Genomic DNA, 18,668 nt, shown 5'->3' on the forward strand with positions numbered 1-18,668 from the left:
CCGCCCACGCCTCAATGCGCATCGGCACTCGGCGCAGCCGGTGGTTGCACCTTGCGCATCAGGGGCACCATCGCCGTGGCGATGACGAAGCACACCCCGATCATCAAGAACGCGTCGCCATAGGTTTGCGTCTGGGCTTCGCGGTAGGTCAGCGACCAAAGTTGATGCAGGCTGGCGGTGACCCCGGCGTCACCGCTCTGGCCGAGGGCGGCGAAGTTGGTGCCGACCTGCGACAGCCATTGGTTGAGCGCCTCGTTGGTGCTGTTGAGGTTCTCCGCCAACCGAGTGAAATGCAGGTTGGTGCGGTCGTTGAGAATGGTCGCGCACGCGGCGATGCCGATGGCTCCGCCGAGGTTGCGCATCAGATTGAACAACCCTGACGCATGTTTGAGCCGCGCCGGAGCCAGACCGCCGAGGGTCAGTGTCACCGCTGGCGGTACTGCCAACTGCTGGGCAATCCCGCGCAAGGCTTGTGGCAGCATCAATTCCCTGGCCCCCCAGTCATGGGTGATCGGGCTGAAATCCCACATCGACAAAGCGAACAGCCCAAGGCCGGTCATCATGATCCAGCGCAGATCGACGCGGTTGGCCAGAAAGGCATACAGCGGAATCGCCATGATCTGGAACACCCCGGTGGAGAAAACCGCCAGACCAATGTCCAGCGCACCGTAGCCACGCACCCGACCGAGAAACAGCGGCGTCAGGTAAATGGTGGCGAACAGGCCGATCCCGGTGACGAACGAGAAAAAACAACCGAGGGCGAAGTTGCGATCCTTCAAGGCGCGCAAATCGACAATCGGATTGGCCACATGCAGGGTCCGGCCGATGAACGCCAGCCCGGCCAGGGCGCTGATCCACGCGGTGGTCAGGATGGTGCGGTCGCTGAACCAGTTCCAGCGCGGGCCTTCCTCCAGGGTGTACTCCAGGCAGCCGAGGAACAGCGCGAGAAACACCATGCTCAAATAATCCGCGCCTTTGAGCAGCGACAGTTCCGGTTGGTCGATTTTCACCAGCATCGGTACGGCCACGGCGACAAAGATGCCGGGGACCAGGTTGATGTAGAACAGCCAGTGCCAGGACGAAACGTCGGTGATCCAGCCACCGATCACCGGCCCCAGGGTCGGTGCCAATGAGGCCACGGCACCGATGGTCGCGGCGGCGATCACCCGTTGCTTGCCGGTGAAGAACACGAACGCGGTGGTGAACACCATCGGGATCATCGAGCCGCCCAGAAAGCCTTGCAGGGCGCGGAAGGCAATCATGCTCTGGATGTTCCAGGCCACACCACACAGCAGGCTGGCCAGGGTGAAACCCACCGCCGATGCGCAAAACAGCCAACGCGTGGAGAACACCCGCGACAGCCAGCCCGACAGCGGGATCACGATGATTTCGGCGATCAGGTAACTGGTTTGCACCCACGCGGTTTCGTCGGTGCCGGCGGAGAGTCCGCCGCCGATGTCGCGCAACGAAGCCGAGACGATCTGGATATCCAGCAGCGCAATGAACATGCCGATGCACATGCTGGCAAAGGCGAAGACCTTGGTCGTCGTCGCCATGTTCGCGGCATTGAACGGCTGCACCGGGGCGGCGAGGGCGCGGCTCATGGCGCGCTGGCCACGACTGGCGCTGCAGGCTCCTTGCGCGTGTCCACTTCAGCGGTCACCGACAACCCCGGACGCAGGTGGCCCAGCACACTGTCGGCCGGGTCGAGGTGAATCCGCACCGGCACCCGCTGCACGATCTTGGTGAAGTTGCCGGTGGCGTTTTCCGGTGGCAATACGCTGAATTGCGAGCCGCTGGCGGGGGCGAGGCTGTCCAGGTGACCGTGGAATTCCTGCCCCGACAGCACGTCGGCACGGATCACCACCCGTTGCCCCGGCACCATGTGCGCCAACTGGTCTTCCTTGAAGTTGGCATCGACCCACAATCCGCTGGCCGGCACCACCGAGAGCAATTGCGACCCGGCCTGGGCATAGGCGCCGACCCGGGCGCGGCGATTGCCGATCACCCCGTCAACCGGAGCCTTCAGTTCGGTGTAGCCGACATTCAATTGCGCCAGATCGCGCTCGGCCCTGGCCTGGATCAAGGCGGCCCGGGCCTGTTGTTTCTGGGTGTCGATCACATTCAATTGGCGTTGCGCGGCCAGCAGTTCAGCCTGGGCGCGGTTGCTCTGGGCCTGGGCGGTCTTGAACGTGGCATTGGCCCGCTGGGCGCTTTCCACCGAGACGGCGCTGGTGGTCACCAGTTTCCTGTAGCGGGCATCGTCATCCCGAGAACGGGCGGCTTCGGCACCGGCGGCATCGATGCCGGCGCGAGCCTGGCCGATCACGGCCTGTTGCAGTTGTTCGGTGGCATCAAGGTTGGCCAGCAAGGCTTCCTGGGCGGCCACCGCGCCTTCGGCCTTGGCCAGGTTGGCCCGGTAATCGCGCGAATCGAGACGGATCAGCACGTCGCCGGCCTTGACCTTCTGGTTGTCGGTCACCAGCACTTCGTCGATATAGCCCGCCACTTTCGGTCCGATCACCGTTACATCGCCGCCGATGTAGGCGTCGTCGGTTTCTTCGATGAAACGCCCCGCGCTCCACCAATGCGCGCCGTACACACCGGCCAGCACCAGCGCCGCGATGCCCATGGTTGGCAGGAGCAGGCGTTTGAGCAGGGGGCGTTTTGCCGGTTGCACCGGGGCGTCCAGGTCGGGTTCTACGGTGGACATGCTGGTCATGGCGGGATACCTGCGGGGCGGCGGTTGATTATGATGATCATAATATGACGCATGTAATATTTTGTGGCAAATGGTTTTTGCTGCCGGTCGTCAGGTGGTTTGGTCCGAGGGAATGGGCTAGAAAATCACTGTAGGAGCGAGCATGCTCGCGATTGCGACCGTCCAGTCAACAATGATGGCGCCTGACACACCGCCATCGCGAGCATGCTCGCTCCTACAGGGCATTTTGTCGTCTGTTATTGACTCGCCAACCCTGTACTGACCATCGCCAGTCCATCCTGGCCATCGCGGCCGCTGACACCGGCCAGCCAGGCCTCGAGCACTTGTGGATTGGCCTTCAACCAGGCCTTGGCCGCCGCTCGCGGTTTCAGGTTCTGGTTGAGTACCGCGTCCATCAACTGGTTTTCCATGGTCAGGCTGAACTCCATGTTTTGCAGGAGTTTGCCGACGTTGCTGCATTCGGAGAGGTAACCCTTGCGCACATTGGTGTAGACCGTGGCCTGGCCGTAGTTGGGGCCGAAGTAGTCGTCGCCGCCGCTGAGGTACTTCATCCTGTTGCGGGTGTTCATCGGGTGCGGTTCCCAGCCCAGGAACACCATCCATTCGTTCTTGCGTGTGGCGCGCTTGAGTTGCGAGAGCATCGCCGCTTCGCTGGATTCGACGATCTTGAAGTCCTTCAGGCCGAAGGCATTCTTGTCGATCATGGACTGGATCAGTCGGTTGCCGTCGTTGCCCGGCTCGATGCCGTAGAGCTGGCCATTGAGCTTGTCCTTGAATCTGGCGATATCGGCGAAGTCGTGCAGGCCGGCGTCGTACACATACTCGGGCACTGCCAGGGTGTATTTGGCGCCATGCAGATTGGCGCGTACGGTTTCCACGGTGCCAGCGTCGCGGTAGGGCCTGATATCGTTTTCGGTGGTGGGCATCCAGTTGCCGAGGAACACGTCCAGCTCCTTGCCGGATGCCAGGGAGCGGTAGGTCACCGGGATCGACAGCAGGGTGGTCCTGGTCTTGTAGCCCAGCGATTCCAGCACTTCGCTGACGACGGCGGTGGTCACGCTGATGTCGGTCCAGCCGACGTCGGAGAAGCGCACCGTGGCGCAGGATTGCGGTTCCGCGGCCTGGGCGAGCAAGGGCAGGCTGAAGGAGGCGAGCAAGAGCAAGGCTTTCATGGGGCAATTCCTCGAAGGTCAAGGTCGGCAGCGGTTTGGGGTGTTCGCTTTTCTGGTTGTTTTGAAATCAGTGAACCTCACCACGGTTTGGTGCTTTCAACCCGGCTGCTCGACACCAAACCAGTTCTGCGCCGCCGGTTCGGTGTTGAGGTAGATGTGCTTGAGTTCGGTGAACTCATCCAGCCCGGCCCGGGACAGTTCGCGGCCGATGCCGCTGGACTTGTAGCCGCCCCATGGCGCCTGGGGAAAGGCGGCGTTGTAGTCGTTGATCCACAGAGTGCCGACTCGAAGGCGCCTGGCCATGCGATGCGCCTTGCCGATGTCGCGGGTCCACACCCCGGCCGCGAGGCCGTAAGGCGTGTCATTGGCCAGTCGCAGGGCCTGGGCTTCGTCGCTGAAGCGCTCGACGGTGATCACCGGGCCGAAGATTTCTTCCCTGGCGATGCGCATGTCGGCGGTGACGTTGCCGAGCAGGGTGGGCGACAACCAGAAGCCGCGTTCGAACTGTGCAGGGACAGTCCCTCCCGCCAGCAGGCTCGCGCCCTGTTCGATGGCCCCGGCGATCATCGTCAGGATCTGGTCGCGATGACCGGCGGAAATCACCGGCCCCATCTGCGTCGACTGATCCAGCCCATTACCCAGGCGAATCTTCAGGACCCGCTGCTGCAAGGCCTCGACAAAGCGTTCATGGATGCTGTCTTCGACCAGCAATCGCGAACCGGCCGAGCAGATTTGCCCTGCATTGAAAAACACCGCGTTCAGCGCCTGATCCAGCGCTACCTCGAAATCGGCGTCGGCGAACACAATGTTCGGATTCTTGCCGCCCAGTTCCAGGGCCACGCGCTTGAAGTTGCCGCTGGCGGCGCGCATCACTTTGCCGCCGGCAACGGCGCCGCCGGTCAGCGACACCAGATCCACCTCATGACTTGCAGCGAGCGCTTCGCCGACATCCCCTTCGCCGCACAATAGATTGAACACACCGTCGGGCAATCCGGCTTGTACCAGCAGGGTGGTCAGGCGATGGGCCGTCATCGGCGTCAGGCTGCTGGGCTTGAACACCACGGTATTGCCGGCGGCCAGGGCCGGGGCGATTTTCCATGCCGCTTGCAGTAGCGGGTAATTCCACGGCGCGATCAAGGCGCACACGCCCACCGGTTCGCGCTGGTTGAAGCTGATCACATGGGCCGGGGCGTGGCTGTTGACGCTGGCGCTTTCGCTTTCCAGCAAGGCGGCGTAGTAGCGGAAAGTCGCCACCACATTGTCGATATCCCCCAGGCTTTCGCCCAGGGTTTTGCCGGCATTGAGGGTTTCCAGGCGGGCCAGGTGTTCGGCGTCCTGTTCGATCAGCCCGGCGATTTTCTGCAGCAGTCGCGCGCGCTCGGTCACCGCCATCGTTGGCCAGGGCCCCTCATCGAATGCCCGGCGCGCAGCGTCGATCGCCTGTTGCGCGTCTACGGCATCGGCGACGGCCACCTCTGCCAGCACTTCTTCGGTGGCGGGGTTGATCACATCGCGATACTGCTGTGCCTGTGGTGCGTGCCAATTTCCGGCAATGAATAAACGAATCTGCAGCATGGGCGTCTCCCGCCAAGTGGGTCGTGGCCGTCACTATGGCGGTGTGGGCAGGGCTGCTCTTGATTAAACGCGGCATAAGCGCGCCGTTTTTTCACGCTCAAAGCGCTGCGCGATAACGGCAGCCCATGCCGTTTCCCGTCAAGTGCGCGCACAGCATCTCTCTACACTGCCAGGCAATCGATCAACTGCCCTGGAGCACCCGAATGAGTCAATCTGTGGAGCAACTGAGAGTCCGCCTGGCCTGCGCGTTTCGCTGGGCTGCGCGGTTGAACCTGCACGAGTCCATAGCCAATCACTTCAGCGTGGCGGTGTCGGGGGATGGCCGGGAGTTTCTGATCAACCCCTATGGCAAGCACTTCTCGCGGATCAGATCCAGCGACCTGTTGCTGGTCAACGCCGACGACCCCACCAGCCTCGACCGCCCGGACGCCCCGGACATCACCGCCTGGGCCTTGCACAGCGCCTTGCACCGCAATCAACCCCATGCCCGTTGCATCCTGCACACCCATTCGAAATATGCGACGGCTTTGGCGTGTCTCGCGGATTCGCGCCTGCCGCCGATCGAGCAGAACTGCATGCGTTTTTTCGAGCGGGTGGTGATCGATGAAGGCTTCGACGGCATGGGCCTGGGGGACGAGGCCGAACGGGTCAGCCGTCTGCTGGGGGACAAGCCGATCCTGCTGATGGGCAATCACGGCGTGCTGGTGGCGGCACCGAGTATCGCTCAGGCGTTCGATGATCTGTATTACTTCGAACGCGCGTGCGAGACCTACATCACCGTACTTTCAACCGGCCGCGAGTTACGCATCGCCAGCGACGCCATCGCCCGCAAGACCTGCCGGCAATGGCTCGACTATCCGGGCTTTGCCGACAAGCATTTCAATGCGCTGCTGGGGATTCTCGACGAAGAGGAGCCCGAATATCGCGATTGAGGATTACTCCGCTCCGGCCGGCCGTTGCTCCTTGCGCAACGGCTGGCGCATCACCGGGGCGGTCCAGACCTGGCTGCGGTCTTCGCTGGGTGGGCAGCCAAAGCGGGCTCGGTAGGTGCGGGAGAAGTGCTCCAGTGAGCCGAAGCCTGAACAGGCCGCGACCTGGGCCACGCTCAGGCGAGTCTGTTGCAGCAGGCTGTGGGCCCGGGCCAGGCGCAGGGTGAGGTAATACTTGAGCGGCGACAGGCCGGTCTGATGCTTGAACTGGCGCTCCAACTGGCGCCGCGACAGCCCGACCTGCCCGGCAATCGCCTCGCAATCGAGCGGTTCTTCCAGCGCCTGTTCCATCAACTGCACCGCTCGGCGAATCTTGTTGCCGTACAGCCCGGTGTTGGTCAGGCCGCCGTCGAGCTGGTTGTCCGCCGGCGCCCGAACCTGGCCCATCAACATATGCATGCCGATCTCCCGGGCCAGCTCGTTGTCGATGCTCTGGCCGATCCAGCCCAGCAGCATGTCCAGGGTGGTGGTCGCGCCAGCGCAGGTCAGGCGCTGGCGTTCCAGGGTGTAGAGCTGCGGCTTGGCGTTGACCCGCGGATAACTTTCCTGGAAACCCTGCAGATTGTCCCAGTGCACGGCGGCTTCGTAGCCATCGAGCACACCGGCGGCGGCCAGCAACTCTGTGCCGGTTTCCACGCCCATCAACACCGCGCCGAACAGCGCCTGCTTGCGCAGCCAGCTCTTGAGCGCCAGGTTGCGGCTGTGTTTGTGCACATCGAAACTGGCGATCACCAGGCACGCATCGAACCCCTGATCGGCCTTCAAACCGTCATTGGCGACGGTGGTCAGGCCGTTGCTGGCCTGCACCGGTTCGCCGTCCAGCGACAGCAGCGACCACTGGAACAGCTGGCGCTGGGTCAACCAGTTGGCGATGGCCAGCGGCTCCAGCACCGCGGCCAGGCCGAAGTTGGAAAACGACGGCAACAGCAACACCGCCACGCGCAACGGCGCGACATCGTCGCGCCGCCAGGTGAATCGGCTTTCCGTATTACTGCACGACTGATTGCTCATGACTGATCTCTATCGTTGCCGTGTCCGCCATTGCGGGTGAGTCCAGACCGCTGCCTTGCTGCCCGGCAGCGGTGGTCTGCCACGAATCATATCGCTGGCCTTTTCCGCAATCATCACCGTTGGCGCATTGGTGTTGCCGCTGACAATCACCGGCATGATCGAGGCGTCCACCACCCGCAGGCCGTCCAGGCCATGCACGCGCAATTGCGCATCGACCACCGCTTCGGCATCGTCCGCCGGGCCCATCTTGCAGGTGCCGCTGGCATGGTAGCCGGTTTCCGTCACTTGCCTGGCCCAGGCATCCAGCGCTTCGTCACTTTGCGCCTGGGCACCGGGCACCAGTTCTTCGCCGCGGAATGCGGCCATGGCCGGTTGCCCGATGATCTCGCGTACCAGCCGGGCACCGGCGCGCATGTCGGCTCGATCCTGCTCGGTTTTCAGGTAATTGAACAGGATGCGCGGCGGTTGCCTCGGGTCGGCACTGCTCAAGGTGACGCTGCCCAGGCTGGTGGGGCGCATCAGGTCGATGTGGACCTGGAACGCATGGCCTGGCACCAGATCGACACTGCCGGGTTTTACCGCCAGCGGCATGAAGGTCAGTTGCAGGTCAGGGTGCTCGACCCCGGCCCGGGAACGGATGAACGCGCCCGCTTCGAAATGGTTGCTCGCCGCCAACCCGTCGTGGCTGGCGAACCAGCGTGCACCGATCCACCATTTGCCTGGCGCGGTGGTCCAGGGATACAGCGACACCGGCTTTTTGCACAGGTACTGCACCACGGTGTCGGGGTGGTCATTGAGGCGCCGGCCGACGCCGGGCAGGTCCCGTTTGACCGAGATGCCCAGGTCGCGCAGTTCCGCCGCAGGACCCACGCCCGAGAGCAACAGCAGTTGCGGCGAGTTGATCGCCCCGGCGGTCAGCAGCACCTCGCGCCGGGCAAAGGCCTGATGGATTACCCCGTTTTGTTCGTACTCGATGCCGATGGCGCGCGGGCCGTCGAACAGGATGCGCAGTGCCAAAGCGTCGGTGCTGACCTGCACGTTGCCGCGGCCCAGCGCTTCGCTCAGATAACCCCGTGACGTGCTCCAGCGCCGACCGTTGCGGGTGGTGCGATCGACCGGGCCGAAGGCCTCCTGGCGATAGCCGTTGAGGTCGTCGCTCAGGCCATAGCCGGCCTCGGCGCCGGCCTTGAGGAAAGCCGCGCACAAGGGCGTTTGCACATCGCCGGGGGTAACGTGCAGATGCCCGGCCGCGCCACGGTAGTCATCTTCGCCGTCGGCGTGGGTCTGCGCCCGTTTGAAGTATGGCAGTACGTCCTGATAACCCCAGCCCGTGCAGCCCTGTTCGGCCCAGGCGTCGTAGTCCCGGGCGTGACCACGGATGTAGACCATGCCGTTGATCGACGATGAACCGCCCAGTGTCCGGCCGCGCGGCGTGCCGATGCGCCGGCCGTCCAGATACGGTTCCGGTTGTGAGCTGTAGCTCCAGTTGTAACGCGTACCGCCGACCACCAGACCGACCGCCGACGGCATGTCGATGGTCCAGCTCTTGTCCGCAGGCCCGGCTTCGAGCACCAGTATCTTTACCGCCGGGTCCTCACCCAGACGGTTGGCCAGCACACAGCCCGCGGACCCTGCGCCCACGATCAGGTAATCAAACTCATGGTTGGCCATGGTTTGGGGTACTCCCTCAAATTGATGGTCACTACACCGAACCCTGTGGGAGCGGGCTTGCCCGCGATGAGGGTGTGTCAGTCAACGTTGATGGTGGCTGACCGAATGCCATCGCGGGCAAGCCCGCTCCCACAGGAACCGCGGGTGGCTTAAATCTCGCTAGCCCCATGAATCCCGTTGAACACCAACCGATGAAAGTGATGCACCAGATGCTCGCTTTCATTGCTGCGCTGGGCATCGATCATGTACCGCCCCTGGTCATACCCCAGCGACCGCAAGCCTTTTTGCACCGAGATATTCAGGGCGATGTCTTCCGGGCCCAGGTCCTCGTTCATCCACTTCATGCATTGTTCGCTGACCTTGGCGGTCTCTGCGTTGCTGGAGTAGTAACCGAAGCGCAGCAGCGAGCGTTCGGCATCCAGCGGGATCATGATGAACGAGCCCAGGAACTCCGAGAACGGGAAGGTGTAGAAGGTGTTGTTCGGCCACATGCCGATGTTGAAGAAGCATTCGTCCGGGTTGAGGTCCTTGCGCAGCGGCACGCCGTAGGCTTCGGTCACCGACAGATTGGCCGGGGCGATGTAGGTCCACCAATTGTCGCGCTTGGTCAACTGGTAGCCCTTGAAGTCGATCAGCTTCGCCAGGTCGATATGGCAGGGGCCGGACAGCTTGAAGTGATAGCCCTCGATGGAGTTGTCCATGATCACTTTCCAGTTGGCGGGCACGATCACGTCCTGTTCTTCGATCAGGCGCATGTTGGCCAGGTCTGGAAACACCCGGCGCATCTCTTCGTCGGCACCGGGGAACAAGTCCCGCAGCGATGGCGCGTTCGGGTCGAGGTTGAAATAGATGAAACCGCCCAATTCCTCGGTGCGGATCCTGGGAATGTTGAACTGCTGCAGTTCGAAGTTCTTCATCTTCTCGCAGCGCGGCGCGCTGCGCAGGCTGCCGTCCATTTCGTAGCACCACGAGTGATAGGCGCAGCGCACCACGCCGCCGGTATTGCCGCGTCGATCTTCGAGCAGGCGATTGCCGCGGTGCTGGCAGACGTTATGGAAAGCATGAATCTGCCCCTGACGATTTTTGGCCACCACCACACTCTGATCGAACAGATCCGTCACCACATACTGCCCAGGCTCGGCGAACTCACTGACGTGCCCGGCCACATGCCAGGCATGCATGAAAATGTTGTCGCGCTCGGCCTTGAACAAGGTCTCGTCGTAGAAGTAGCGCGAGGGCAGGGTGAAGGCTTCTTCCGGGTCCTGATGGTCCCAGCCGTCGATCGAACTGTGTGATTTGAGAGTCTGGACAGTGTGCATTGGACGATCTCCTCGGTGACGGGCGCCGCAGGGTGCGGCGGGTCTTGTGGGACCTAATCTAGGGGGCGAGGAGGAGGGCGGATTGATCAAAAGCGACCAGTTGCGAGGTGAAAAGATCAAGGGGAAGTGTTGGGTGGGGGGAAAAGGTCGGCATTTTTGGCAACCGAGGGCGATGTCGCTGATCTGTTGGATGTCGCCGGACGACGATTGCGTGGCAGGTCTGGGCATAAAAAAGGGCGCCTTTCGGCGCCCTCGTTACAACCAGCGGGGTTTCAGCAGCTATTGCGGATCGGCAACCTCTCAAGCCCGCTCGAAAATCGCCGCAATCCCCTGCCCACCACCGATGCACATGGTCACCAGCGCATAACGGCCGCCGGTGCGGTGCAATTCGTGGATGGCCTTGGTGGCGATGATGGCGCCGGTGGCGCCCACCGGGTGACCCAGGGCGATGCCCGAACCGTTCGGGTTGACCTTGGCTGGATCGAGGCCCAGCTCCTGGCTGACGGCACAGGCCTGGGCGGCGAAGGCGATGTTGGCTTCGATCACGTCCAGGTCGGCGATGGTCAGGCCGGCGCGCTTGAGTGCCAGGCGGGTGGCCGGAACCGGTCCCAGGCCCATCAGTTGCGGTTCGAGACCGGCGTGGGCGTAGCTGACCAGACGCGCCAGTGGGCGCAGGTTGTTGGCCTGGACGGCGTTACCGGTGGCCATGACCAGCGCAGCGGCGCCGTCGTTCAGGCCCGAGGCGTTGCCGGCGGTGACGGTGCCGTCCTTCTTGAACGCCGGCTTCATCGCCGCCAGTTGTTCCAGGGATGTGGCGCGTGGGTGTTCGTCGACGTTGAACAGCTTGGTGCCCTTGCGATCCTGGATTTCCACCGTGGCGATCTGTTCGCTGAAGTAGCCGCTGGCAATCGCATGGGCAGCGCGCTTCTGGTCTTCCAGGGCCAGGGCGTCCTGCATTTCGCGGGTGATGCCACTGTGTTCGGCGACGTTTTCCGCAGTGATGCCCATGTGGATGGCATGGAACGGGTCATGCAGGATGCCCAGCATGTAGTCGATGGCCTGGACGTTGCCCATGCGCGCGCCCCAACGGGCGGAAGGCATCAGGTATGGGCCGCGGCTCATGGATTCGGCGCCGGCGCCGACGGCGATTTCGGCATCGCCCAGTTGCAGCGTCTGCGCCGCGCTGATGATCGCTTGCAGACCGGAGCCGCACAGGCGGTTGACGTTGTAGGCCGGGGTTTCTTTCGGAATGCCGGCGTTGACCGCGGCAACGCGGGAGATGTAGGCGTCACGGGTTTCAGTCGGGATCACGTGACCCATGACCAGATGGCCGACCAGCGCCGGGTCCACGGCGGCCCGCTCCAGGGCGGCCTTGACGACGGTGGTTGCCAGGTCAACCGGTGGCACGTCCTTGAGTGAACCGCCAAAGGTGCCGATGGCGGTACGGGCGGCGCTGACGACGTAGATTTCTGGAGTGTTCATGACGGGTTTCCTTTCGGTGGAGTCTTATCTGTACTGCGATTGAGCAGGGCGTTCAAGGCGGTTTTCGCCTCGTCGGTGTTCAGGCGCTGAATGAACAGCGTGTTTTCTTCGCGCAGGGTGGCTTCCAGTTCGGCCAGGCAAGCCTGTTTCATCAGCTGTCGGGACTGGCGCAAGGCTTGCCGGGGCATGGCCAGAAAGCGCTGGGCGATCTTGCCGGCCGCAGCCAGGCATTCCTCGCCATCGTCGAACGCTTCGTTGGCAATGCCCCAATTGACCGCTTCGCTGCCGTCCAGGCCTTCACCCAGCAACAGCAGGCGCGCGGCACGGGCATGACCGAGGCGGCGTGGCAGCAACAGGCTGGCGCCGAATTCGGGACACAGGCCGATATTGACGAACGGCATGCGCAACTTGGCGTTGCGGGTGACCAGTACCTGATCGCAATGCAGCAGCAAGGTGGTACCGATGCCGATGGCGGCCCCGCAGACTGCCGCGATCAGCGGTTTTTGCAGGCGCGTGACGACCTTCATCAGGTGGAACGCGGGGGCGTCCAGATGAGTCGGCGGATGCTGGAGGAAGTCCACCAGATCATTACCGCTGGTGAAGCAGGTCGGGCCGCCGGTGATGATGATCACACCGGTCTGCTCGTCCTCGTCGGCGGCCTGCAGCAGGTCGGCCAGGCGTGTGTACATGGCGTTGTTCAGCGCATTGAGCTTGTCCAGGCGGTCGATGGTCAGCGTCAGCACACCGTCGCGTTGCTCATGTTTGATCAGGTCGGTCATCGCAAACCCAGGGTCGTTCGGATCAGGTGGCCACTTTAAGCGCCGGACAAACCCCGGATCTATGGCAAAACGGGTCAACTGCGCTGCCGCTTTTTGCCATGCCGGTGTGCCAAAAACGACACACACCCATTCGGGGTATGGCTGCGCCTGGCGAATCGACCAATAGTGGAGGCATCCGCTCATCCAGAGCCGAACTCGCTATAAGGTGCATTTGCTATGGGCAAGACGCTGCTTAAGGTGATTTCCAGTCTGTTTGTTGTACCGCTTTCATTGAATGCCCATGCTGCTCAAGTGGACGACAGCAATACGCTGCGGCTCTATAACTGGGCGGATTACATCGGTGAAAAAACCGTGGCCGACTTCGAAAAGGCCACCGGCATCAAAGTCATCTATGACACCTTCGATGCCTACGAAACCGTGCAGGCCAAACTGCTCACCGGCCACTCCGGTTACGACCTTATCGTGTTGAATGCCTCCCTCGCGCCGCCGCTGATCAAGGCCAGGGTGTTCCAGCCGCTGGACAAAAAACAGCTGCCGGGCTGGACCAACCTAGACCCGAAAATCCTCGAGGACCTGCAAGGTTATGACCCCGGCACCCAGTACTCGGCGCCGTACACCTGGGGCAGCAACGGCGTCACCTACAACGTCGACAAGATCAAGGAGCGCATGCCGGACGCGCCGATCGGCTCGCTGGCGATGATCTTCGACCCGAAGATCGTCTCGCGCTTCGCCGACTGTGGCGTGACCCTGCTCGATGCGCCGACCGAAGTCATTCCCATGGCCTTGACCTACCTGGGACGTGACCCGAGAAGCGCAGCGCCGGCGGACCTGAAGGCCGCCCAGGAATTGCTGCTGTCGGTGCGGCCGTACATCCGCAAGTTCGACTCGGTGAATTACCTGACCAGCCTGCCCAATGGCGACGTGTGCATGTCCATGACCTGGTCCGGCGACTACGCCACGGCCATGGCCCGTGCCGCGGAAGCCAAGAAGCAGATCAACCTGGCGTACTTCATTCCCAGGGAAGGCTCGCTGATCTGGTTCGACAACATGTACATCCCGGCCGACGCGCCCCACGTCGCCAACGCCCACAAGTTTCTCGAGTACCTGATGCAGCCGCAGGTGATGGCCGATGTGAGTGATTTCATCAATTACGCCAACAGTAACGCGGCGGCCACGCCGTTGTTGAACGCCGATGTGCGCGACAACCCGGCCATCTACCCCGATGCCCAGACCCGCGAGCGCCTGTTCCCGCAGAAAACCCAGGATGCCAAGGACATGCGGGCGATTACCCGGGTCTGGAGCACCGTGAAAAGCGGCATCTGATTTGTTCGATCGTTAGTCAATTCGGTTAGAGGTTTACTTATGGCGACTCCAACACGCACCGTACTTTCGCCGGCGGATGAGTCCAGACTGGTCAAGGCCGACAAGGCCCATCACATGCACGGCTACCACATGTTCGACGAGCACGCCGAGCAGGGCTCGCTGAACATCGTCGCTGGCGATGGCGCCTACATCTACGACACCCAGGGCAACCGTTTTCTCGATGCGGTGGGCGGCATGTGGTGCACCAACATCGGCCTGGGCCGCGAGGAAATGGCCGAAGCCATCGCCGACCAGGTGCGCCAGCTGGCCTATTCGAACCCGTTTTCCGACATGTCGAACAACATCGCCATCCAGTTGTGCGAAAAACTCGCCAGCCTGGCCCCTGGCGACCTCGACCATGTGTTCCTCACCACCGGCGGCTCCACCGCCGTGGACACCGCGTACCGGCTGATCCAGTACTACCAGAACTGCCGTGGCAAACCCGAGAAGAAGCACATCATCGCGCGCTTCAACGCCTATCACGGCTCCACCACCCTGACCATGTCGATCGGCAACAAGGCCGCCGACCGGGTGCCGGAGTTCGATTACGCCAACCCGCTGATCCACCACGTGTCCAACCCGAACCCGTACCGGGCGCCGGAAGGCATGGACGAAGCGCAGTTCCTCGAGTTTCTGGTCAAGGAGTTCGAAGACAAGATCCTCTCGATTGGCGCGGACAAGGTCGCCGGGTTTTTCGCCGAGCCGATCATGGGCTCGGGCGGGGTGATCATTGCGCCCCAGGGTTACCTCAAGCGCATGTGGGATGTGTGCCAGCGCTACGACATTCTGTTCGTCGCCGACGAAGTGGTGACTTCCTTCGGGCGTTTGGGCAAGTTCTTTGCTTCCTATGATGTATTCGATGTGCAGCCGGACATCATCACCACCGCCAAGGGCCTGACCTCGGCCTACCTGCCGCTGGGCGCGTGCATCTTTTCCGACCGCATCTGGAAGGTCATCGCCGAGCCGGGCAAGGGGCGCTGCTTTACCCACGGGTTCACCTATAGCGGGCATCCGGTGTGCTGCACGGCGGCGCTGAAGAACATCGAAATCATCGAGCGGGAAAACCTGCTGGCCCATGTCGACACTGTGGGCGCCTATCTGGAGGAGCGCCTGGCCACCCTGCGGGATTTGCCGCTGGTGGGGGATGTGCGCTGCCAGAAACTCATGGCCTGCGTGGAATTCGTCGCCGATAAACGCACCAAGGCGTTGTTTCCCGACGAGATCAACATCGGCGAGAAAATTCACGTGCTGGCCCAGGCCCGGGGGTTGCTGGTGCGGCCGATCATGCACCTGAACGTGATGTCGCCACCGCTGATCCTGACGTTTGCCCAGGTCGATGAAATCGTCGAGACCCTGCGCGAGTGCATTGTCGAAGTGGCAGCGGAGCTTCAGGCCAGCGGTCAGTATGGCGGCCAATGAATTCGCCACACCGGCTGTTACCAAGGGGCTGCACTCCCGCTAGACTGCGGGGCATGAGCACACCAAACGACGATACGCTGATCGCGATGCCCTTCGGGGCATTGCACAAATGGCATGGGGGGATGCGCGAGGCATTCGCCCATATCGATGAGCCTGACGCCCTGCAATACCTGGCGTCAGCGCTGGCGCAGCTGGTATCCGTCGAGTCGATGATGATCAGCCTGGAGCGCAAGGATCGCGCGCCACAGTTGCTGCATCAGCGCGGGATTGCCCAGGAGTATCAGGTCTCGATTCTCGAACGCTATTTTTCCGGGGGCTATCTGCTCGATCCGTTCTGCCTGGCGGTGGAACAAGGGTTGGCCCAAGGCTTCTATCACCTGGAGGAAATTGCCCCGGACAATTTCTTCGACAGTGACTACTACAAATCCTATTACCTGAAGGCGGGCTGTTCGGAAGACAGCTACTACATCGTCGACACCGGTAATGACACGAAGATTTCCGTCAGCCTCTATCAAGGTTTCGGCGGCGAATGTCTCAGCGTCGAACAATTGAACCTGTTGCGCGCCGTCGAACCGCTGGTGCGCGAATTCATCAGCGAATTCAGCCAGCGCGGACTGCTGCGCAGTACCGGGATCGAGCGCGATAACGAGCAGGGCCTGCGCGATGATCTCAAGCATCGCGTGCAGGCGGCGTTCGAGAACTTCGGGTGTGAGTTGCTGACCGAGCGCGAGCGGGAAGTGGCGCACATGGTCCTGCGCGGGCATTCGGTGAAATCCACGGCCAGCCAGATGAACATCTCACCGGAAACCGTGCGCATGCACCGCAAGAACCTGTACCTGAAGCTGGAGGTGGGTTCCCAGTCGGAACTGTTTGCGCTGTTTATCGAATGGTTGCGCCGGCACTGATTTTTCAGGGTTACCCATAACCTGTAGGAGCGAGCACGCTCGCGATTGCGGTCTGTCAGGCCCCATGATGCTGGCTGACACTCCGCCATCGCGAGCGTGCTCGCTCCTACAGGTGTTGCGTCAGTCCTCGCGTTTTACGACCAGGGTCAGAATGTCGTAGCTCGCCACCAGTTCACCCAGTTGGTTGGTCACTTCCACATCCCACGCCACCACCCCTTGCGGGATGCCCTGCGGGCTCTTCTTGCCCTGGTCGATCTTGCGTTTGCAGGTCAGGCGCGCCTGGATGGTGTCGCCGATGCCCACCGGGTTGATGAAGCGCAAGGTGTCCAGGCCATAGTTGGCCAGGACCGGGCCCGGCGCAGGCGAGACGAACAGGCCGGCCGCGGCCGACAGCACGAAGTAGCCGTGGGCGATGCGCTTGCCGAACTGCGACTCCTTGGCCGCGATCTCGTCGAAGTGCATGTAGAAGTGGTCGCCCGACAGGCAGCCGAAGTTCACCAGGTCCGCTTCGGTGACGGTGCGACGGTGGGTCAGCAGCGACTCGCCGATCTGCAGGTCCTGGAAGTAGCGGCGGAACGGATGCACTTCGGTTTCGATGACCTTGGCGCCACGCACGTATTCGCCGGTGACCGCCGCCAGCATGGTTGGCGAACCCTGTACCGCGGCGCGTTGCAGGTAGTGTTTCACCGCACGCAGGCCGCCCAGTTCCTCACCGCCGCCGGCACGACCCGGACCGCCGTGCTTGAGTTGTGGCAGCGGCGAACCGTGGCCAGTGGATTCGCCTGCGCAGTTGCGGTCCAGTACCAGCAAGCGACCGTGCAACGCAGCCGCAACCGGAACGGCTTTGGCGGCAACGTGTGGATCCTTGGTCACCAGGCTGGCCACCAGGCTGCCTTTGCCGCGCGCGGCCAGGGCCAGCGCTTCGTCGAGATCGTCGTAGGCCATCAGGGTGCTGACCGGACCGAACGCTTCGATGTCGTGTGCGCCGCCTTCGGCGTGCGGGTCGCGGGCCTGCAACAGGGTCGGGGCGAAGAACGCACCCTTGTCGACATTTTCACCACGGGGTTCGAAACCGTCACGGCCGCCGAACAGCATGTCGCTGCTCTGCAACAGGGCTTCCAGGCGCTCGGCCACGTCTTTCTGCTGGTCGTGGGACGCCAGCGCGCCCATGCGCACACCTTCCACCGACGGGTCGCCGACCACCACTTTGGCCAGGCGATCGCGCAGGCGGGTAGCCACTGCATCGATGTGTCTGGCCGGGACGATGGCGCGGCGGATGGCGGTGCATTTCTGCCCGGCCTTGGTGGTCATCTCCCGGGCGACTTCCTTGATGAACAGCTCGAACTCTTCGTCGTCCGGGGTCACGTCAGGGGCGAGAATCGCGCAGTTCAGCGAATCGGCCTCGGCGGTGAACGGCACCGAGTTGCGAATCAGGTTCGGGTTGACCCGCAGCTTGGCCGCAGTGTCGGCGGAACCGGTGAAGGTCACCACATCCTGGCCCTGCAGACGGTCGAGCAGGTCGCCGGTGCTACCGATGATCAGTTGCAGGCTGCCCGCTGGCAACAGGCCGGATTCGTCCATCAGGCGCACCACGGCTTCGGTCAGGTAGCTGGTGGCGCTGGCGGGTTTGACGATGCACGGCATGCCGGCGAGGAAGCTCGGGGCGAATTTTTCCAGCATGCCCCAGATCGGGAAGTTGAAGGCGTTGATGTGCACCGCCACGCCACCGCGCGGCACCAGGATATGGGTGCCGGCGAAGGTGCCCATTTTGCTCAGTTGCAGTGCCGGGCCTTCATGGACCACGTTGCCCGACGGCAGCTCGCGGGAGCCGAGGCTGGCGTAGGTGAACAGCGTGCTGTTGCCGCCTTCGATGTCGATCCAGCTGTCGGCACGGGTGGCGCCGCTGTGGTGGGAGATCGCGTAGAGCTGTTCCTTGCGCTCGCTCAGGTACAGGGCGAGGGCCTTGAGGCGCTGGGCGCGCTGCTGGAAGTCCAGCGCCATCAGGCCGCTGACGCCCTGACGACGGCCGTGCTCGATGGCTTCGGCGAAGTCTGGACGCTCTTCGTGGGTGCGGGCGATTTCATGGCCGTCGATGGCGCTGCGCAGGATTTGCGCGCCTTGTTGGCCGATCCAGCGGCCGGCGATGAAACTTTGCAGGGTAGGGGCGTGGGACATGGTATTGACTCTCAAAAAATTTAAAGGCACCGCCGGATCTCTGTAGGAGCGAGCATGCTCGCGATGGAGGACCGAACACCGCGGGGT

The 18,668-nt window shown here is 62.7% G+C and carries 14 protein-coding genes; 4 read left to right on the top strand and 10 right to left on the bottom strand.

Annotated elements, in window-relative coordinates; all coding sequences use genetic code 11:
* Positions 1-11 precede the first annotated feature (11 nt).
* The 4 genes from CAG47_RS20585 to CAG47_RS20600 form a co-directional block, all read right to left on the bottom strand.
* Positions 12-1,604 carry a DHA2 family efflux MFS transporter permease subunit gene (locus tag CAG47_RS20585; RefSeq protein WP_085726803.1) on the bottom strand — a complete coding sequence of 531 codons (1,593 nt, stop codon included), beginning with the start codon at positions 1,602-1,604 and terminating at the stop codon, positions 12-14.
* Positions 1,601-2,722: an HlyD family secretion protein gene (locus tag CAG47_RS20590; RefSeq protein ID WP_085726805.1), complete on the bottom strand. Its 1,122-nt coding sequence runs from the start codon at positions 2,720-2,722 to the stop codon at positions 1,601-1,603. The genes CAG47_RS20585 and CAG47_RS20590 overlap by 4 nt, the downstream gene beginning before the upstream one ends.
* 236 nt (positions 2,723-2,958) lie before the next feature.
* The gene (locus CAG47_RS20595) at positions 2,959-3,894 is read right to left on the bottom strand and encodes a choline ABC transporter substrate-binding protein (protein WP_085726807.1); all 936 of its coding nucleotides are present in this window, start codon (positions 3,892-3,894) and stop codon (positions 2,959-2,961) included.
* Between the two features lie 96 nt (positions 3,895-3,990).
* The gene (locus tag CAG47_RS20600) at positions 3,991-5,469 is read right to left on the bottom strand and encodes an aldehyde dehydrogenase family protein (protein ID WP_085726810.1); all 1,479 of its coding nucleotides are present in this window, start codon (positions 5,467-5,469) and stop codon (positions 3,991-3,993) included.
* A gap of 203 nt (positions 5,470-5,672) precedes the next feature.
* On the opposite strand from CAG47_RS20600, the gene CAG47_RS20605 reads away from it, so the two are divergent.
* Complete coding sequence (locus CAG47_RS20605) at positions 5,673-6,401, top strand: class II aldolase and adducin N-terminal domain-containing protein (RefSeq protein ID WP_085726812.1); 729 nt, start codon at positions 5,673-5,675, stop codon at positions 6,399-6,401.
* 3 nt (positions 6,402-6,404) lie between these two features.
* Here the strand turns inward: CAG47_RS20605 and CAG47_RS20610 are convergent, their stop codons facing one another.
* The 5 genes from CAG47_RS20610 to CAG47_RS20630 form a co-directional block, all read right to left on the bottom strand.
* Complete coding sequence (locus tag CAG47_RS20610) at positions 6,405-7,469, bottom strand: GlxA family transcriptional regulator (protein WP_085726814.1); 1,065 nt, start codon at positions 7,467-7,469, stop codon at positions 6,405-6,407.
* Positions 7,470-7,478: 9 nt separating this feature from the next.
* Positions 7,479-9,140 (bottom strand): choline dehydrogenase, encoded by a 1,662-nt coding sequence (locus CAG47_RS20615; RefSeq protein ID WP_085726816.1) that lies wholly within the window; start codon positions 9,138-9,140, stop codon positions 7,479-7,481.
* A gap of 149 nt (positions 9,141-9,289) precedes the next feature.
* Entirely contained in the window at positions 9,290-10,459 is a 1,170-nt protein-coding gene (locus CAG47_RS20620; RefSeq protein ID WP_085726818.1) for an aromatic ring-hydroxylating dioxygenase subunit alpha, read from the bottom strand.
* Positions 10,460-10,759: 300 nt separating this feature from the next.
* Positions 10,760-11,941 (bottom strand): acetyl-CoA C-acyltransferase family protein, encoded by a 1,182-nt coding sequence (locus CAG47_RS20625; RefSeq protein WP_085726820.1) that lies wholly within the window; start codon positions 11,939-11,941, stop codon positions 10,760-10,762.
* Positions 11,938-12,720, bottom strand: a complete 783-nt coding sequence (locus CAG47_RS20630; RefSeq protein WP_085726822.1) for an enoyl-CoA hydratase-related protein — start codon at positions 12,718-12,720, stop codon at positions 11,938-11,940. Before CAG47_RS20630 ends, CAG47_RS20625 begins: the two co-directional genes overlap by 4 nt.
* Positions 12,721-12,936: 216 nt before the next feature.
* Here CAG47_RS20630 and CAG47_RS20635 point away from each other — a divergent pair, with 216 nt between their 5' ends.
* The 3 genes from CAG47_RS20635 to CAG47_RS20645 are packed head-to-tail and all read left to right on the top strand — an operon-like array spanning position 12,937 to position 16,406.
* Positions 12,937-14,043, top strand: coding sequence for a polyamine ABC transporter substrate-binding protein (locus tag CAG47_RS20635; RefSeq protein ID WP_085726824.1), 1,107 nt, complete (start codon positions 12,937-12,939; stop codon positions 14,041-14,043).
* 39 nt (positions 14,044-14,082) lie between these two features.
* Positions 14,083-15,501 carry an aminotransferase gene (locus tag CAG47_RS20640; protein ID WP_085726826.1) on the top strand — a complete coding sequence of 473 codons (1,419 nt, stop codon included), beginning with the start codon at positions 14,083-14,085 and terminating at the stop codon, positions 15,499-15,501.
* Positions 15,498-16,406 carry a helix-turn-helix transcriptional regulator gene (locus CAG47_RS20645; RefSeq protein ID WP_085726829.1) on the top strand — a complete coding sequence of 303 codons (909 nt, stop codon included), beginning with the start codon at positions 15,498-15,500 and terminating at the stop codon, positions 16,404-16,406. Before CAG47_RS20640 ends, CAG47_RS20645 begins: the two co-directional genes overlap by 4 nt.
* A 120-nt stretch (positions 16,407-16,526) precedes the next feature.
* Here CAG47_RS20645 and paaZ read toward each other — a convergent pair whose 3' ends face one another.
* Positions 16,527-18,581: a phenylacetic acid degradation bifunctional protein PaaZ gene (gene paaZ, locus CAG47_RS20650; protein WP_085726831.1), complete on the bottom strand. Its 2,055-nt coding sequence runs from the start codon at positions 18,579-18,581 to the stop codon at positions 16,527-16,529.
* Positions 18,582-18,668 lie beyond the last annotated feature (87 nt).

The organism is Pseudomonas sp. R37(2017) (assembly GCF_002113375.1).
In the GTDB taxonomy this organism is placed as follows: Bacteria; Pseudomonadota; Gammaproteobacteria; order Pseudomonadales; family Pseudomonadaceae; genus Aquipseudomonas.

What these genes read in the sequence shown, in the direction of transcription:
- CAG47_RS20635 (WP_085726824.1), top strand. Translation starts at nt 12,937, where the DNA reads ATGGGCAAGACGCTGCTTAAGGTGATTTCCAGTCTGTTTGTTGTACCG.
- CAG47_RS20605 (WP_085726812.1), top strand. Translation starts at nt 5,673, where the DNA reads ATGAGTCAATCTGTGGAGCAACTGAGAGTCCGCCTGGCCTGCGCGTTT.
- CAG47_RS20640 (WP_085726826.1), top strand. Translation starts at nt 14,083, where the DNA reads ATGGCGACTCCAACACGCACCGTACTTTCGCCGGCGGATGAGTCCAGA.
- CAG47_RS20615 (WP_085726816.1), bottom strand. Translation starts at nt 9,140, where the DNA reads ATGGCCAACCATGAGTTTGATTACCTGATCGTGGGCGCAGGGTCCGCG.
- CAG47_RS20610 (WP_085726814.1), bottom strand. Translation starts at nt 7,469, where the DNA reads ATGAGCAATCAGTCGTGCAGTAATACGGAAAGCCGATTCACCTGGCGG.
- CAG47_RS20595 (WP_085726807.1), bottom strand. Translation starts at nt 3,894, where the DNA reads ATGAAAGCCTTGCTCTTGCTCGCCTCCTTCAGCCTGCCCTTGCTCGCC.
- CAG47_RS20630 (WP_085726822.1), bottom strand. Translation starts at nt 12,720, where the DNA reads ATGACCGACCTGATCAAACATGAGCAACGCGACGGTGTGCTGACGCTG.
- CAG47_RS20645 (WP_085726829.1), top strand. Translation starts at nt 15,498, where the DNA reads ATGAATTCGCCACACCGGCTGTTACCAAGGGGCTGCACTCCCGCTAGA.
- paaZ (WP_085726831.1), bottom strand. Translation starts at nt 18,581, where the DNA reads ATGTCCCACGCCCCTACCCTGCAAAGTTTCATCGCCGGCCGCTGGATC.
- CAG47_RS20625 (WP_085726820.1), bottom strand. Translation starts at nt 11,941, where the DNA reads ATGAACACTCCAGAAATCTACGTCGTCAGCGCCGCCCGTACCGCCATC.
- CAG47_RS20585 (WP_085726803.1), bottom strand. Translation starts at nt 1,604, where the DNA reads ATGAGCCGCGCCCTCGCCGCCCCGGTGCAGCCGTTCAATGCCGCGAAC.
- CAG47_RS20620 (WP_085726818.1), bottom strand. Translation starts at nt 10,459, where the DNA reads ATGCACACTGTCCAGACTCTCAAATCACACAGTTCGATCGACGGCTGG.
- CAG47_RS20590 (WP_085726805.1), bottom strand. Translation starts at nt 2,722, where the DNA reads ATGACCAGCATGTCCACCGTAGAACCCGACCTGGACGCCCCGGTGCAA.
- CAG47_RS20600 (WP_085726810.1), bottom strand. Translation starts at nt 5,469, where the DNA reads ATGCTGCAGATTCGTTTATTCATTGCCGGAAATTGGCACGCACCACAG.